Source organism: Pedobacter gandavensis (assembly GCF_032678465.1).
GTDB classification, from domain to species: Bacteria; Bacteroidota; Bacteroidia; order Sphingobacteriales; family Sphingobacteriaceae; genus Pedobacter; species Pedobacter gandavensis_B.
This window is the reverse complement of record NZ_JAVTSK010000007.1, coordinates 295,084-310,395: the sequence shown is the minus strand read 5'-3', so window position 1 is coordinate 310,395 and position 15,312 is coordinate 295,084. Positions and strand designations below refer to the sequence as shown.

Sequence of the window (15,312 nt, the reverse complement as noted above, 5' to 3'; positions counted from 1 at the left end):
GACTTCGATCGGCAGTTTTCTTAATCCACCACCCCATTTTAACACCAATGAATTCGAAAAAAACGACGCTCCTTGCCTTGCTCAGCGCCTTTCTAATGTGGCTAGCCTGGCCACCTATCCCATTTACGACTCCCTTATTACTGATTGGCCTGGTACCTTTACTGATTGCTGTTGCAAAAATCCGTAGCAACTATAGTGAGAAAAAAGGAAAGCAAGTTTTTTTAACTGCCGGACTTACTTTTCTGGTTTGGAATACGGCATGCATTTACTGGGTATATAATGCTATTAGTGCCTATAATAGTCCATTTGTTGCTTTCCTGATCTCCCTTATTCCTTTTGGACTAGGCGCACTGCTAATGACTTTTGCTTTCTGGCTGTATTACCGTTTAAGTAATTATAACAGCAAATGGATCGCTTATACCGGATTGATCAGTTTCTGGATTGCCATGGAATACCTCCATCAAACCTGGGAACTCGCTTTTCCCTGGATGACACTTGGAAATGGTTTTGCGGCAAGTCACCAATTGGTGCAATGGTACGAGTTGACAGGTGTTTATGGTGGTTCTTTGTGGATTTTGTTAAGTAATATCCTCGCCTTTGAAGCTTATCAGGCCTGGAGAATTCAGAAAGGGTATCTTAAATTCAGACCTGCAATGGTTTTCGCTGCGGTGGTTCTGATTCCCATCATCGCATCTCTAATTAGATACTCCTCTTATATAGAGAAAGCCCTTCCAGTAAATGTTGTGGCTGTTCAACCCAATATCGATCCCTATGAAAAGTTAGGAGGCATCTCTCCTCAGGAACAATTGCGGATTCTCAGCCATCTTTCTGATTCTATAGGACAGATCAACACGGAATATTTCATCTGGCCTGAAACCGCAATTCCTAACTACAGCGATGAAGAAAGAATCAGAAGTAACCCAGATTATATCCAGCTACAGGATTTCATTTCTAAATATAAAAATGGAACATTAATCACCGGAATTGAAAGTATTAAAATTTATAATGATAAACAGACTATTAGTGCTAAATTAAATCCCAATAATGGTCTTTATTTCGATAATTTTAATGCAGCGATGCAGGTAGAAAACTCTGCGAACGTACAATTCTATCATAAATCAAAACTGGTACCTGGCGTCGAAAAAATGCCTTTCCCTAAAACACTGGCCTTCCTTACTCCTGTTTTTGCAAAACTAGGTGGCACTGTTGCTGGCTGGGGATGGCAGGATCATCCGGGCGTATTCTATGCTCAGAGCGGCGTTGGCGTTGCTCCGGTGATTTGTTATGAATCTTTATGGGGCGACTGGGTTGGTCAATCGGTAAGGGACGGCGCTCAGTTCATCGCTATCATCACCAATGATGGTTGGTGGGGCAACACCTCCGGAAAGGATCAACACCTCTTATATGCGAAATTACGAGCTATTGAAACGCGACGTTGGGTAGTACGCTCTGCAAATACCGGGATCTCAGCCTTTATTGATCAAAAAGGAAATATCATCAAGCAGACCAAATGGTGGACACGCACTGCTATAAAAGCAGACATCAACCTGAACAGTGACCTGACATTCTATGTAAAAAGTGGCGATCTGATCGCGAAACTCTTTTCTTTGGTTGCCGTATTACTTGCCTTGATCATTCCTTACAAAAAATGGATTAAAAAAAGCAGCTCAAAATAAAACTTCAATTCGGCTGATAAAAAAAACGCCTGATCATTTGCATGATTCAGGCGTTTTTCTTTTATAAATGTTGGTGTATAATCAACTTTTATTGATAACTAAAGGATAAAAGTCCTTAAGAAAGGTACTTTCCTACAATTGGCATTCTTCTTCCCATTCCAAATGCTTTAGGAGATACCCTTAAAATTGGTGGGGTTTGGTAACGTTTAAATTCTGCATTATTAACCATCTTCAGAATCCTTCTTACTAAGGCTTCGTCAAAACCTTGCGCAATAATCGCAGCAGAACTTTGTTTCAACTCAATGTATTGGAAAAGAATTTTATCCAGAATATCATAATCAGGTAGGGAATCCGAGTCCTTTTGTCCTGGTCTCAACTCTGCTGATGGTGGTTTAACTATTGAGTTTTCCGGTATCACAATACCATCTTTATTGATATAGTGTGCCAACTCATAAACCTGAATTTTGTACACATCCCCAATCACACCGATTGCTCCGCACATGTCTCCATACAATGTGCCATACCCGACAGCACATTCACTTTTATTAGAGGTATTTAATAAGATGTGGCCAAATTTATTGGACATGGCCATCAGGACAATTCCCCTGCATCTGGCCTGAATATTCTCCTCTGTCAGGTTAAATGGCAATCCTTGAAAAGCTGGTGCCATCATTTGATCAAAAGCCTCCGCCGCTGGGGCAATAGGAATGATCTCATGATTACAACCGAAGTTTTTCACGAGTTCCAAGGCATCATCAATAGAATGGTCAGACGAATATTTTGAAGGCATCAGTACTGCCATTACATTTTCCGATCCCAATGCCCTACAAGCTAATGCACAAACAACGGCGGAATCAATTCCTCCGGAAAGCCCTAAAACAGCTTTACTGAAACCTGATTTATCGAAATAATCTTTGATTCCAAGGACCAGGGCTTCATAAATCTGCTCAATATCTGGTGCCGCTTTATGTAAAATTGGTTCGTATCCTTTAAAATGACCCTCCTTAAGTTCATAGATTTTAAGTCCTTCCTGAAAATAAGGCATTTCATCAACCAACTTTCCTTTTTTATCAAAGACCATCGAACCCCCATCAAAAATAATCTCTGTTTGCGCACCCACCTGGTTCACATAAAGTAATGGCAATTTATATTTCTTGGCATTATCAGAAAGTACCACCACCCTTTCGTCATCATGGCAATAAGAAAAAGGGGAAGCCGCAATATTGATCATCAGATTTGGCTTCTGACGAATCAGTTCATCCATCGGAGAAGAAGCATATAAAGGGTTGTTATTGATGTTCCATAAATCTTCACATATGGTCAAGGCAATCTTTTGCCCCTTGAAACGTATACATTCGAAATGGTTGGCTGGTTCAAAATAACGGTATTCATCAAAAACGTCGTAGGTGGGTAACAATGCCTTTTTTACAATATTTTTGATATGACCATCTTCGATAAAATAAGCTGCATTATAAAGGTCCTTTCCTGCCAGAATATCATTTTTTACGGGTAATCCAATGATGCAGGCAATACCATGACATTTACTCGCGATCTCTGTAGCTGCGCTTTCACATAATTCAATAAACTCATCAAACTCCAAAAAATCCCTTGCAGGGTAACCGCAAACAGCCAGTTCTGCAAAAACAACCAGGTCTGCACCCTTTGATTTTGCCAGTTCAATGTTTTCGATGATCTTTTTTGTGTTGTGTTCAAAGTTCCCAATATGGTAATTGAGTTGTGCCAGTGCGATATTCATGTATATGTACTTAAGATTCGTAATTTCCTAAAAGAAGACACCTAAATTAAGGCCGATGTAATGGTTTTTAGCGCGGCGGTCGCCATCCTTAACAATATTTGTTAATCCATTATTCAATGTTAAACCGATGGCAACACTGGTCCGATCGTCCAGATCGTATTCTCCACCCGCTGCAACCACCATTCCTGCGCGGTAAAATTTAGTATAATTAGAAATGTTTCTATCACTTTCCACTTTTTTCCCTGTCATTTGCGCATTCTGCTTTGCATTAATATTAAAATCGTTGGAGAGACCAAACTGTCCATACCATCTCAATGGTCCAATTTTATTGGTTTTTAGTTTTATCGTTAATGGAATTTCGATGTACTGTAATCGGTATCTTAAATCATATGCAACCGTTCCACCATCTGCAGGATTGTAATATGGTTTTGCATTTACCTCTGTACTTTTACCATTAATGGTAGTAACGGTCAGACCAGTAGCAAAGGAATAGTTCTCTGCGAAATTAAAATCCCCCAATAAACCGTAGGAGAATCCAAGGGCTATACCCTCTGTCTTGCCGACCTCCGGTTTCACCCATCCTAAAGTAGGATGCGCCGTTAATCCTAATCTAAAGCCATAATATGGGGATCCACCTTGTTGTGCGAAGAGTTGTCCGGTTAAAAGAAGTAAGAATAAAGTAAGGTATGTGTTTTTCATTAGTATTTCATTTGTTTTTAATTAGATGAAGCCATCATCTGCTGATTCATTACGATTTTGATCCAAAGCTGATGAGGGTTTCATTTTCAATCTATAAGTGTTGCAATTTTCCTCTGGGATGTATATATATTTGCTATAAATGATATATAACGTAAAACCCAGCCAAATCTATCTATTTTTTCTTTCTATGCTTGCTTTTTTTTCATGTAAGCAGGCCAGTAAGCCCGATGTAAGCGATATTAAGCTAGACATAAAAGTAGAACGTTTCGATCAGGACCTATTTCGGGGAAAATCGAAAGACCTGCAACAGACCGATGAAATGCTACGGAAAAAGTATGGTAACTTTTTCCAGGATTATGTACACCGTATGGTAGGCGACCCTAGCTACACCAGTACTGAGATTTTAACCACACTCTATAAAGATCAGGCCTATACCGACCTGAACAAGGAAGTGGACAGTGTTTTCAATAACATGAGCAATATTGAAAAAGACCTCACTCAAACCTTTAAATATATAAAGCATTATTATCCAAATGCCCAAATTCCAAGAATGATCTCTTTTATCTCTGGGTTTGCAGTGCAGACACCTATTGGGGATGATTACATGGGTATTGGATTGGATATGTTTCTTGGAAAAGATAGCAAATTTTATGGGGCGATTGTAGAGAGTGTGCCGGTTTATCTTTCCCGTCGGTTCAGTCCAGAATATATAGTTCCTAGAGTAACAGAAACTTATGCGCGTGAAGATTTATTCCCCGCCAGAGATGAAGACCGGACTTTATTGTCTAAAATGATCCAAAATGGGAAGATCTTGTATTTTATGGACCAGGTTTTGGCAGATGAAGTGCCAGATTCTGTCAAAATCGGATATACTAAAAAGCAAATAGATTGGTGTAAAACATACGAAGTCGACATCTGGGCCTATTTATTGCAAAACAATTTACTATTCGAAACCGACTATCAAAAAATCCAGGTATTTTTGGGAGAAGGTCCATTTACTCCTGGACTAGGTGATAAACAGGAATCAGCACCAAAATTAGGCGTATGGATGGGCTGGCAGATGGTAAAAAAATACATGAGTGAAAATAAAGAAGTTACGCTGCAGCAGTTAATGTCAGAAAAAGATCCTCAAAAAATATTGAACTTATCAAAATATAAACCTAAATAGCAGTGGTAAAAAATTACTGAACAAAAAAGCGAGTTAATCCAGCAAAGAAACGAGTATTATGGTTAAGGTAGGAATAGTATTATCAGGTGGAGGGATTCGGGGAATCGCCCATCTTGGTGTCTTAAAAGCTTTAAAAAATGCGGGAATCAAGTTTAGCCACATCAGTGGAACCAGTGCAGGTTCAATTGCCGGAGCATTTTTCGCATCCGGAATAGATCCGGAGGCCGGTCTGGATATCTTTATTAAAGCCAAACTATTCCGTTTTATCCGACCAGCATTGGGCTCTTTGGGATTGATCAATATTGAGCATGTAGAAGAATTATTAAAAGAACATCTTTCGGTAGACCGTATGGAGGACCTAAAAATCCCATTAACCATTGCTGCTACCAACTTTAGTGAGGGAAAACTGGTTTATTTTACTTCCGGTCCACTGATTAGGGCGGTATTGGCTTCAAGTTGTATTCCTGGAATTTTCAGGCCGATCATGATCGACAAACAAATGTATGTAGATGGCGGCATTTTAAACAACTTCCCTATTGAGCCATTATTGAGCAATTGCGATTATATCATTGGTTCTTCCTGCAATCATTTGACTAAAGTAGATAAGATTACGAATATCTCTACCTTGATGAAAAGGGCGGGTGTAATGTCCATTAATAAAGATACAGAGCAAAAAGCTGCTTTTTGCAATGCTATGATGGAGCCAACCGGCATGGGTGATATCAGTACTTTTGATATGAACAAAGCAGAAACCATTTACTGGCTGGCCTATGAACAAACCTTAAAAACGATTAAAACGAATGAAAGTCTGCAGGAACTGATCCTGAGCTTTAGACAAAAATCCTTTCCGGAATAAAAATAGGAATACAACCGCTTTTATATTCTCTGATTTATTCCTCTAAAAAAAGACTGCTATAATAGCCGAAAGAGATATTTTGGACTAAGCTTCCATTGCAACCAATGCATCTCCAACCAGGACAGGAATTGCTTTACAAATGTTCAGCTGTAAACAGAATTTCACATCTTCTTCAATGTTCAGTTCTGCCAATCTGTGGCTATGTGATGATTTATGAAGGTAATTCCTTAAATCATCTTTTGCCAGTGCATACAAATCTTCTGCTGCAACACAGGAATCATCGAAATGCGTAAAATCCTTTCGCAATTCACGAACTACCGCACCAGCAAATAAAGTATCTTCCAGATTGAATTTATCTTTCCAGCCTGCACAAAGCAACAACACCCCTTTATCTTGCTTGCGGAGCCAGTTACAAAGTGCTTCCAGATTTAAAAAGGAACCAATAACTACCTGATGTGCACGTTTTCTAGCCAGATGTAAGGCCTTAGTTCCGTTAGTAGTGGTGAGTACAATTGTTTTTCCGCTTACCTTCCCGCGGGAATAAGAGAATGGAGAATTGCCGAAGTCATAGCCTTCAACCACTTCTCCATTTCGCTCTGCAGCCAATAGAAAACCTTTGTCTGCATAATTCAGACAATCTTCTACCTGTGAAACAGGAATGATTGCGCTAGCCCCATTGTCAATGCCATAAACCATAGAAGAGGTTGCTCTTAGTACATCAATAACGACCACAACACGGTCTTCTATAGAATAAAGATCTAATAACGCGGGTGTTAAACAAACTTCTATACTTTTTTGCATGGGTAAATGAATGGGGTTTCGCTAAATTTTTTCTATTGCTGATCTGGTATACACTATTTAGTGAAAGGTAGTTTTACCACTTTCGCTTTAATTTTATTGTTACGGATATTGATGAAAATCTCTGTCCCTTCTTTTGCCAAAGCTTTATCAATATATCCCATACCGATTGCTTTTTGTAAAGATGGTGCCTGTGTACCAGAAGTTACTCTGCCAGTTACATTTCCTTCTGCATCAACAATCTCATAATCATGACGAGGAATACCTCTGTCGATCATTTCAAAACCAATTAGTTTACGAGCAACACCAGCCTCCTTTTGTGCTTGTAAGGCCTCAGAATTGGTGAATTTTTTGCTGAATTTAGTGATCCATCCTAAACCTGCTTCAATTGGAGAAGTGGTATCATCTATATCATTTCCATATAAGCAGAAACCCATTTCTAAACGCAGGGTATCACGAGCACCGAGACCGATTGGCTTGATACCAAATGCTGTTCCAGCTTCGAAAATCGCATCCCAGATCACATCTGCATGTGCATTATCGAAATAGATTTCAAAACCACCAGCACCAGTATAACCTGTAGCAGAAATGACAACATTATCAATACCAGCAAAAGTCCCTTTTACGAAATTGTAATACTCCATAGAAGCAAGATCTACCTCTGTTAAGCTCTGCAATGCTTCAGCAGCTTTAGGTCCTTGAATCGCAAGTAGAGAAGTCTGATCAGAGATATTGTGCATCTCTACTCCTTTATCATTGAATTTCTGAATCCAATTCCAGTCTTTCTCAATGTTAGAAGCATTCACAACTAACATGTAAGTAGTTTCATCCATTCTGTAAACCAACAAGTCGTCTACAATACCACCATCTTCGTTCGGCAGACAAGAATACTGTACTTTACCATCATATAATTTTGAAGCATCATTACTAGTTACTCTTTGAATCAGATCTAGTGCATTTTCACCTTTAATGATGAATTCACCCATGTGACTCACGTCAAAAACGCCCACAGCTCCTCTTACGGTTGCATGCTCTGCATTGATACCTTCATACTGAACTGGCATATTGTAACCTGCGAAAGGCACCATTTTGGCACCCAATGAAATGTGTTTTTCTGTTAATGCGGTATTTTTCATTAGAATAATTTTATTTTTTTACGGTTATCAACCAACCCATACGATACGCGTAATGAAGATCGATTTCATCGGCCATGTTGTTTTTCTGAATTCTTCTTGTTTTTGGTAGCTGTATCCACACTCTTCCCCTCCATTACCGGCCAAAAACGTGGGCAAAAGTACGTAAAAATTAAACAGTAAGTAATTTTTGGTAGATATTCAGCATTCTTTGAGCGATGATTTTAACATCATGATCTCTTTCCACAGTTTTCCTCGCATTTTCACCGATTTCCCTCCACTTCTTTGGGTTAGTGATACACTGCAAAATTGCACGATAGAATTCGTCAGCGGTATCTGCAATTAGAATATCTTTTCCATGTTCGCAACGAATTCCTTCGGCAGCCATGCTGGTGGCGATGATACACTTACTCATGGCCATCCCTTCAATAATTTTCACACGCATTCCACTTCCTGATAATAAAGGGACAATCATGATGGCTTTAGAATTGATAAACTCTACCGCATCAAAAACCTCCCCTTCCACTACCAGATTATCGGAATCATATTCAAAAAACTGTTGCTGCATATTTTTCCCTGCGATATAAAACCGAAGCTCGGAATTCAATTTCTCAATATCTGGCCAGATTTCATCCAGAAACCACTCCAGTCCTTCTCTATTTGGACGCCAATCCATCGCTCCCAAATGGAATAAAGTCGGAAAACTCGTCTTGGAAAAATCAGTTACATACTTTTCAAAATCCAGCGCCACTGGAAACACTTCCAATGCGGTTACGGAACCAAATCTTAAAATACTCTGTCTATCCTGCTCAGAAATAGCAAATACCTGATGAAAACGATTGATCTGTTCTGTTTCGTAAACTTTCAGGCGACGGGCAAGAAACTGGAGGTAACTCCTCCTGGGTGTGAATTTCTCGGTCATTGCAATCCGCTCCCACACATCAAACTCTATATTATGAGCTCGATAAATCACTTTTGCCTTGCTGTTCTCTTTCACCACATCCAGATAAGGTACCACAAAAAGTCCCTCGAACTGAATAATATCAAATTCCGTTTCTTTCAACACCTCCCCAAGTAAACTGGCAGCATCCTCATCATAATAGCGGGAAACATTATAGGATTGATTAGAAAAAATATTCAGTAAAGCACCATACACGTTGACTCCAGTGTCCAGATCAAAGGAATAAAATCTGATCTTCTGAAATAAAGGATCATAGATTTCTTCTATGTCTACCTGATATTTTTTGGGATTGATACTAAACAAAGTGATTTCTACCCCCAGTTTCAACAGTCCTTTTATGGTATTGTAAACCACAATTGGATAGCCACTATTGGGCGGAAAGGGTATTCTGTTAGTGAGTATGAGTGCTTTCAAATTAGGTGAAAATACAAATTATCCTTCGCTTTCGGAAAACAGTGCCAATTGAGGTTTAGAAATTGAGAAAGTTTTACGATGATATGGTGATAAGCCATGTGCTAACGCGGCATTTCGATGAACTATGGTAGGATATCCCTTATTTTGTTTCCATTGATAAACGGGATATTCTTCTGCAATTCGCTCCATATACTCATCCCTATGCGTTTTTGCTAGGATAGAAGCTGCGGCAATATTAAGATACTTACCATCCCCTTTAACGATACAGGCATGAGGAATTTCCGGATAGGCTTTAAATCGATTTCCGTCGATCACCAGGTATTCTGGTTTCAGCCTTAACTTTTCAATTGCCCTATGCATTGCTAAAAATGAAGCGTTCAAAATATTAATCTTATCGATTTCATGGTGATCAACTTCGGCTACTGCCCAGGCAATTGCCTCCTTTTCAATAATCCACCTTAAAGCTTCCCGCTGTTTATGGTTCAGTTTTTTAGAGTCATTCAATTCACCGGCCTTAAAGTCTTTTGGCAAAATCACGGCAGCAGCAAAAACGGGGCCTGCAAGGCAGCCTCTACCGGCTTCATCGCAGCCGGCTTCTACTAGTTCATTCTGGTAACAATTTAACAGCATCCTACAAAGTTAATAAATTAAAGACCTTTCAAGACAGTCAAAATTACCCCTCTTTTAACCAAAGAGATGACGAAATTCCTAAATAGAAATATTTTGAGATTTTACATCAAAAGCATCCCTCAGACCTATGGCCAGGAGATTGAATGCATAAACTGTGGTCATGATGGCCAGCCCTGGCAAAACGGCGAGATATGCAGCATCCATAATGATATATCCATAATGCTCCTTGATCATGCTACCCCAGCTTGGCATGGGGGGCTGTGCACCAAACCCAAGAAAGCTTAGTCCTGTTTCCAATAAAATTGCAGCAGCAAAATTTGCGGAAGCCAGTACCAGAATCGGGCCGGCAATATTGGGTAAAAGATGTCTTGTAATAATTCTTGGCGTAGGGAAACCTAGTGCTTTTGCAGCCTCTACAAATTCTACATTTTTCAACGCCATCACCTGTCCTCTTACCAATCTGGATACATCAACCCAGGTCGACAAGCCAACTGCGATAAATATCTGCCAGAAGCCCTTTCCTAAAGCAAAAGAAATGGCAATGACCAATAACAAGGAGGGTAAAGACCAGATCACATTCATAAACCAGCTAATGGCAGCATCAATTTTTCCACCAAAATATCCGGCCAATGCACCCAAACTGATCCCTATAAAAAGGGAGATCAGAACAGCCATTAGTCCGACTGATAGAGAAACACGTACTCCAATCATCAGCCTGCTCAGTAAATCCCGACCATAAATATCTGTTCCGAGCCAGAAAGTCTGACGATACCTGTTATTTTCCAGTAAAGGATACCCCATTTCTTCAGCCTGTTCATCATCCCCAATATATTCCCTGGCATATACCATATTTCCTGATTCCCGATAAGAAGTAATAGGAATACTTTTAAAGTCTGGCTCCTGTCCAAATAGCATCTTATCCAGAATACCATTTTTTTTAACCTCCGGATTTCTGCTGATGATCAGGAAATCGAAGCTCCTGCCAGGTTTCTTATTGCTCAGCTGCAAATGCATCGTGTTGGCAAAAGGGCTTTGATCAGGTGTGATCAGATACCCCAGTATCGCGATTAACATCATGAATAGAATAAATAATAATCCGAAGAAAGCCATTTTATTGTGCCTAAACCGCTTCCATACTTGCTTTGACGGACTATTATTGATTTCCATTATTTGACCATTCTGTCTTTCCAGTTGTATTTACCTGAATTTCCCGCTATCCCAATATACACGATATAAATGATATGCATCAAATTGAGTATCGGCAATAACGTCAATAATGCCCTCCTTCTGGCGAAACCAGTAACCTGAAATAAAAATATAAACTCCAGCAGAATCTTAATCAGTAACTGTACCAAAGCCAATTTGAAGTAGAATCCCACAAATAAACCTATACCAATATTCAACAAAATACTCACATTAAACAACCATATTGCCACTCCCAGGGCAATAATCGCTTTGTTTTTATAACGTGTACTTTTGGAAGCCCAACGTTTTCTTTGCTGAATAAATTCACCAAGTGTAGCTTTTGCATGGGTATAAACCACCGCATCCTCATTTTTTAAAAATCCGATATTGTTTTCATAACGTGCCGCCATCTTATGAAGCAATAATTCATCATCTCCTGAAGCCAGATCGTCAATCCCTTTGAAACCTCCCACCTCATAAAAGGCAGCCTTTTCATAAGCGAGATTGGCGCCATTGCAAGTAGATGGTTTTTTATTGCCAATGGTGGAAGCACCCAAACCAATCAGGTATAAAAATTCCAGTGCCTGCGCCCTTTCAAAGAAACTCTTCTCTTCAAAATAAGCTACGGGCGAGGAAATCATTTTATAGTCTTTTTCCTCATAGAAGGAGATAATCGTTTTAAGCCAATCCCTACCCATTCTACAATCGGCATCAGTAGTAATGATTAAATCCCCAGTAGATTCTCCTATCGCAGTTTGAATGGCTTTCTTCTTATAGGAATTCAGTGCGCGATCTTCATTCAAACGAATTAACTTAACTCCTTTTGAAGCATAAGAAGCAATAATTGCAGCTGTCTCATCTGTAGAATGGTCATCTATAAAAATGATTTCTGTCAATGATTTATCATAAGATTGTGCACAAAGATCGTCCAGAGTTTTCCTGATATTTTCAGCCTCATTTCTTGCTGCTACCAAAATAGACACCTTTGTTTTTAAAGTGGGATTTTCAAGTTGATAATGACGCAATTTATTCCAGCCTCTGATAAAGCTGAACACGACGAACACATATAAGATCGTTAAAATAGAAGTGATATAGCTAGCTACGTTGTGGATTTCCAAAAAAATTAAGTTTAAATACGAAATAAGTGCCTAATATAGCAGGAATAATAATATTTATCAGCCAGATACTGGCTGTACAGGCAATCACTGCTACTTCTTGATCTGTAATAGAGCTAAAGAAATAAGAGGCCGTAGCTGTTCTCACTCCAATATCAAACAAATCCAGAGAAGGCAATGTAGATTGTACAAAGAATAGAATACTCACCATCATCAAAATGTCCATATATTGAAGGTTAGGAATGAGCCAGAAAAACAGGATAAAATATTGGCTGCTAAAAACCAGGTACCTTAAAAAACAAAGAGTAAGGATCTTCAGCAGTTCCTTCTTTTGATATCTGGCCAGTATACTATAAAACTTTTTATATTTTCGGGTGAACTTCATAGAAAGTAGCAATCCATTCAACCATTTGATATTAAAATAAAAGATCAGGAAAAACAAGCAAAAGATAAATGCGAGGAAAACGAGGGCATAAAAGAGCAAAGGATCCATATTTACGAATCGATACATAAAAACGCAGAATGCGATCGCCCCAAATACATTGGTTAGCACCATTTGTCCGATGTTACCAACAGCCATGGCTACCACGCCAATCACCCTTCTTTTAGGCGACAGAAAAAATACCCTTCCCCCATATTCACCAATCCTATTAGGTGTAAATATAGCCCAAGTGAGTCCGCAAAAAACAGAGGATACTGATTTCCAAAGGCTGATTTTCTCTACGCTGGAAATTAGTCGTTGCCACTTTATGGCTTCGAGCCCCCAATTTACTAACATGAGCAACAGCACAGAGCCAATCACTGCTACGATTTCCCATGTGGGTAGATTATTGAGCAGATTTTTGAAATCCTGTAGGTTTTTGTTTTCTGTTAATTTGCTATAGACAAACCAAAATGCAACAAGTACAATTCCGGCTTTAAGAATGTATGAAACTATTTTTTTGTACTGTGATGTCAATTTTTTTGCATTTACTCTGTGCAAATATGCTTAATATTGTTCTATGTTGGTGGAAAAAAAGGAAAGGGTGATTATCGGAATAGATCCGGGCACTTCAATTATGGGCTATGGAGTGATATTGGAAAAAGGAAGTAAAATTGAATTGCTAAGCATGGGGGTTGTCCGAATGGATCACCTGGAGGATCATTTTCTGAAATTACAGCGAATTTTTGAAAAAACCATGGTATTGATCGATGAGTATAAGCCAGATGCAATGGCACTCGAAGCACCTTTCTATGGAAAAAACATTCAGGTTATGCTAAAACTTGGTCGCGCACAAGGTGTGGCAATGGCAGCAGCTTTAACCAGAAACATCCCAATCACTGAATATGCACCGCGTAAGGTCAAACAATCCATTACCGGAAGTGGTAGTGCAGGAAAAGAACAAGTAGCAGCAATGCTGCAGAATCTACTTAAATTTAAGGAAACGCCTCAGTTTTTGGATGCAACAGATGGACTGGCTGTAGCCGTTTGTCATTCCTTCCAAAGAGTAAATACTTCAGGCTCCGGAAAATCTTATTCCGGATGGGAGGCCTTTGCCAAAGACAATAAGAAACGGCTTAAGTAAGGATCAGAATCTTAAAAAATCAAACTTTTAATTTCCTGCTTTTACGGTACTGTCTGTAAGCAACAAAACCTGCTATGGCAAGAAGGATCAACATCCAGAGATTAGCCAGCATCAGCAAAAACTCTTTAAAGATCAGCCATCCATTTTGGACATTGAGTCCCAATCTTCTAAAAAAAGTGGGCTTGTAGTCCGATAAATTATCGTTTCCTACGACTAATTTCTTTACTGTATTGTCCTGATAAAAGGAAAGCCTGATGTCACTATACTTTACACGATCATTGATCATTTTATTTTGAATTTTCTGGTCAATTTCATCGTCCTTTAAATCTACAGTCTTTCCTATTTGAGTACTTTTCTTATGACTACTTTTCAACTGAGCGACAGCCTCTTCCCTGTTCTGAGTTTTCATCTGGTTAGATAGGTAATTTAGACTCTGGTCGTCTAGTTTCATCGATTGCTGGTCTACAAATACTGCAATACCTGCCACTTTATTTGTAAACACATCCAGTTTATCTGCAGGTATCTTTGCAACTACCAAACCTTCGGTGCGATATGAAGTTAGTTCCAGTAAGGAATCTGTAGAATAACGAACCTTTTCCGATTGGTATACCTCACTCTGAATGGAGAATTCCCAGAGTCTGCCACCTTCTTCTTTAATCAGTTCAGCCAATTTAACTTTAGTCTGCTGCACGTCTTTAACACGGAATCGCATGTCGGCAGTTTTGATGATTTTTTCAGTTAGGCTACTGTCTGCGCTCAGTATGCTAATGGCACTTGCATCAACAGCTGCTTCATTGGCTTGTTTATTCTGGCTACAGGCCGTGAATACAATCGCCACAGCGCAATAAATAATATATTTCTTCATAGGATCAGTAATTAGGCACTGCCATTAATACAGCGCAGTAGAGAAGGTAACCTAAGAAAAGAATTCGTCATAGAAATGTGACGACAAAAAAAATCCTCCACAACCGAAGTCGGGGAGGATTTCTAGCAATGCTTTTTTAACTAAGCAGCTAATATTTTGAATACGCCTTTGCAAGCGATGAATGAACCTATGAATAAAACTGCCCATGCCGTTAATGACAAAGCTAAAGAATCGCCTGCGAAACGCATAAAAACGCCTAGAACGCTGATTACAATTCCTACAGCCATTAATTTATAGATGGATGTCTCGTTAGCTCTTTTCATGCTTGGCGTATTGTGCTTTGGTGTCTGTTCCATAGTATTTTCTATTTGATGGCACAAAAATAATATTAATTAAACAAAAAGCGATACATTGGAAGGATAAATTTCAATCTCTCCCAAAACGTTACCATTCTAAATAAAAAAAGCCCTTATCCGTATGGATAAGGGCTT

15 protein-coding genes are annotated in these 15,312 nt (G+C 39.2%); 4 read left to right on the top strand and 11 right to left on the bottom strand.

From position 1 onward, the window contains the following. Positions 1-47: 47 nt before the first annotated feature. Positions 48-1,676, top strand: coding sequence for an apolipoprotein N-acyltransferase (gene lnt / locus R2Q94_RS15065; protein ID WP_316822295.1), 1,629 nt, complete (start codon positions 48-50; stop codon positions 1,674-1,676). Between the two features lie 115 nt (positions 1,677-1,791). Here the strand turns inward: lnt and R2Q94_RS15060 are convergent, their stop codons facing one another. Continuing rightward, the gene (locus R2Q94_RS15060) at positions 1,792-3,432 is read right to left on the bottom strand and encodes an NAD+ synthase (protein ID WP_316822294.1); all 1,641 of its coding nucleotides are present in this window, start codon (positions 3,430-3,432) and stop codon (positions 1,792-1,794) included. A 27-nt stretch (positions 3,433-3,459) separates the two neighbouring features. Further along, positions 3,460-4,131: a porin family protein gene (locus R2Q94_RS15055; RefSeq protein ID WP_316822292.1), complete on the bottom strand. Its 672-nt coding sequence runs from the start codon at positions 4,129-4,131 to the stop codon at positions 3,460-3,462. Between the two features lie 187 nt (positions 4,132-4,318). Here R2Q94_RS15055 and gldB point away from each other — a divergent pair, with 187 nt between their 5' ends. Together gldB and R2Q94_RS15045 are read left to right on the top strand one after the other, a co-directional pair. Further along, entirely contained in the window at positions 4,319-5,299 is a 981-nt protein-coding gene (gene gldB / locus R2Q94_RS15050; protein WP_316822291.1) for a gliding motility lipoprotein GldB, read from the top strand. A gap of 58 nt (positions 5,300-5,357) precedes the next feature. Continuing rightward, positions 5,358-6,155 carry a patatin-like phospholipase family protein gene (locus R2Q94_RS15045; protein WP_316822290.1) on the top strand — a complete coding sequence of 266 codons (798 nt, stop codon included), beginning with the start codon at positions 5,358-5,360 and terminating at the stop codon, positions 6,153-6,155. Positions 6,156-6,239: 84 nt separating this feature from the next. Here the strand turns inward: R2Q94_RS15045 and R2Q94_RS15040 are convergent, their stop codons facing one another. The 7 genes from R2Q94_RS15040 to R2Q94_RS15010 all read right to left on the bottom strand — a co-directional run bounded on the left by R2Q94_RS15040 (position 6,240) and on the right by R2Q94_RS15010 (position 13,349). Continuing rightward, positions 6,240-6,956, bottom strand: coding sequence for a 2-phosphosulfolactate phosphatase (locus R2Q94_RS15040; RefSeq protein ID WP_316822289.1), 717 nt, complete (start codon positions 6,954-6,956; stop codon positions 6,240-6,242). Between the two features lie 53 nt (positions 6,957-7,009). Then, on the bottom strand, positions 7,010-8,089 hold the full coding sequence (gene gcvT, locus R2Q94_RS15035; protein ID WP_316822288.1) for a glycine cleavage system aminomethyltransferase GcvT: 1,080 nt from the start codon (positions 8,087-8,089) through the stop codon (positions 7,010-7,012). 169 nt (positions 8,090-8,258) lie between these two features. Beyond that, positions 8,259-9,461 (bottom strand): glycosyltransferase, encoded by a 1,203-nt coding sequence (locus R2Q94_RS15030; protein WP_316822287.1) that lies wholly within the window; start codon positions 9,459-9,461, stop codon positions 8,259-8,261. Positions 9,462-9,479: 18 nt separating this feature from the next. Further along, positions 9,480-10,091: a ribonuclease HII gene (locus R2Q94_RS15025; RefSeq protein ID WP_316822286.1), complete on the bottom strand. Its 612-nt coding sequence runs from the start codon at positions 10,089-10,091 to the stop codon at positions 9,480-9,482. Positions 10,092-10,169: 78 nt separating this feature from the next. Then, positions 10,170-11,258, bottom strand: coding sequence for an ABC transporter permease (locus tag R2Q94_RS15020; RefSeq protein ID WP_316822285.1), 1,089 nt, complete (start codon positions 11,256-11,258; stop codon positions 10,170-10,172). Continuing rightward, positions 11,258-12,394, bottom strand: coding sequence for a glycosyltransferase family 2 protein (locus R2Q94_RS15015; RefSeq protein WP_316822284.1), 1,137 nt, complete (start codon positions 12,392-12,394; stop codon positions 11,258-11,260). The genes R2Q94_RS15020 and R2Q94_RS15015 overlap by 1 nt, the downstream gene beginning before the upstream one ends. Further along, a complete protein-coding gene (locus R2Q94_RS15010; protein WP_316822283.1) occupies positions 12,372-13,349 on the bottom strand; it encodes a lysylphosphatidylglycerol synthase domain-containing protein in 978 nt (325 codons plus the stop codon). Before R2Q94_RS15010 ends, R2Q94_RS15015 begins: the two co-directional genes overlap by 23 nt. A gap of 43 nt (positions 13,350-13,392) precedes the next feature. On the opposite strand from R2Q94_RS15010, the gene ruvC reads away from it, so the two are divergent. Further along, a complete protein-coding gene (gene ruvC / locus R2Q94_RS15005) occupies positions 13,393-13,956 on the top strand; it encodes a crossover junction endodeoxyribonuclease RuvC (RefSeq protein WP_316822282.1) in 564 nt (187 codons plus the stop codon). 19 nt (positions 13,957-13,975) lie between these two features. Here ruvC and R2Q94_RS15000 read toward each other — a convergent pair whose 3' ends face one another. Together R2Q94_RS15000 and R2Q94_RS14995 are read right to left on the bottom strand one after the other, a co-directional pair. Continuing rightward, positions 13,976-14,821, bottom strand: coding sequence for a DUF4349 domain-containing protein (locus tag R2Q94_RS15000; protein ID WP_316822281.1), 846 nt, complete (start codon positions 14,819-14,821; stop codon positions 13,976-13,978). 140 nt (positions 14,822-14,961) lie between these two features. After that, entirely contained in the window at positions 14,962-15,177 is a 216-nt protein-coding gene (locus tag R2Q94_RS14995) for a hypothetical protein (protein ID WP_316822280.1), read from the bottom strand. Positions 15,178-15,312: the final 135 nt, after the last annotated feature.

Coding starts and splice junctions, on each gene's coding strand:
- R2Q94_RS15045 (WP_316822290.1), top strand. CDS start 5,358: ATGGTTAAGGTAGGAATAGTATTATCAGGTGGAGGGATTCGGGGAATC.
- gcvT (WP_316822288.1), bottom strand. CDS start 8,089: ATGAAAAATACCGCATTAACAGAAAAACACATTTCATTGGGTGCCAAA.
- R2Q94_RS15055 (WP_316822292.1), bottom strand. CDS start 4,131: ATGAAAAACACATACCTTACTTTATTCTTACTTCTTTTAACCGGACAA.
- R2Q94_RS14995 (WP_316822280.1), bottom strand. CDS start 15,177: ATGGAACAGACACCAAAGCACAATACGCCAAGCATGAAAAGAGCTAAC.
- ruvC (WP_316822282.1), top strand. CDS start 13,393: ATGTTGGTGGAAAAAAAGGAAAGGGTGATTATCGGAATAGATCCGGGC.
- lnt (WP_316822295.1), top strand. CDS start 48: ATGAATTCGAAAAAAACGACGCTCCTTGCCTTGCTCAGCGCCTTTCTA.
- R2Q94_RS15020 (WP_316822285.1), bottom strand. CDS start 11,258: ATGGAAATCAATAATAGTCCGTCAAAGCAAGTATGGAAGCGGTTTAGG.
- R2Q94_RS15060 (WP_316822294.1), bottom strand. CDS start 3,432: ATGAATATCGCACTGGCACAACTCAATTACCATATTGGGAACTTTGAA.
- R2Q94_RS15025 (WP_316822286.1), bottom strand. CDS start 10,091: ATGCTGTTAAATTGTTACCAGAATGAACTAGTAGAAGCCGGCTGCGAT.
- R2Q94_RS15040 (WP_316822289.1), bottom strand. CDS start 6,956: ATGCAAAAAAGTATAGAAGTTTGTTTAACACCCGCGTTATTAGATCTT.
- R2Q94_RS15000 (WP_316822281.1), bottom strand. CDS start 14,821: ATGAAGAAATATATTATTTATTGCGCTGTGGCGATTGTATTCACGGCC.
- gldB (WP_316822291.1), top strand. CDS start 4,319: ATGCTTGCTTTTTTTTCATGTAAGCAGGCCAGTAAGCCCGATGTAAGC.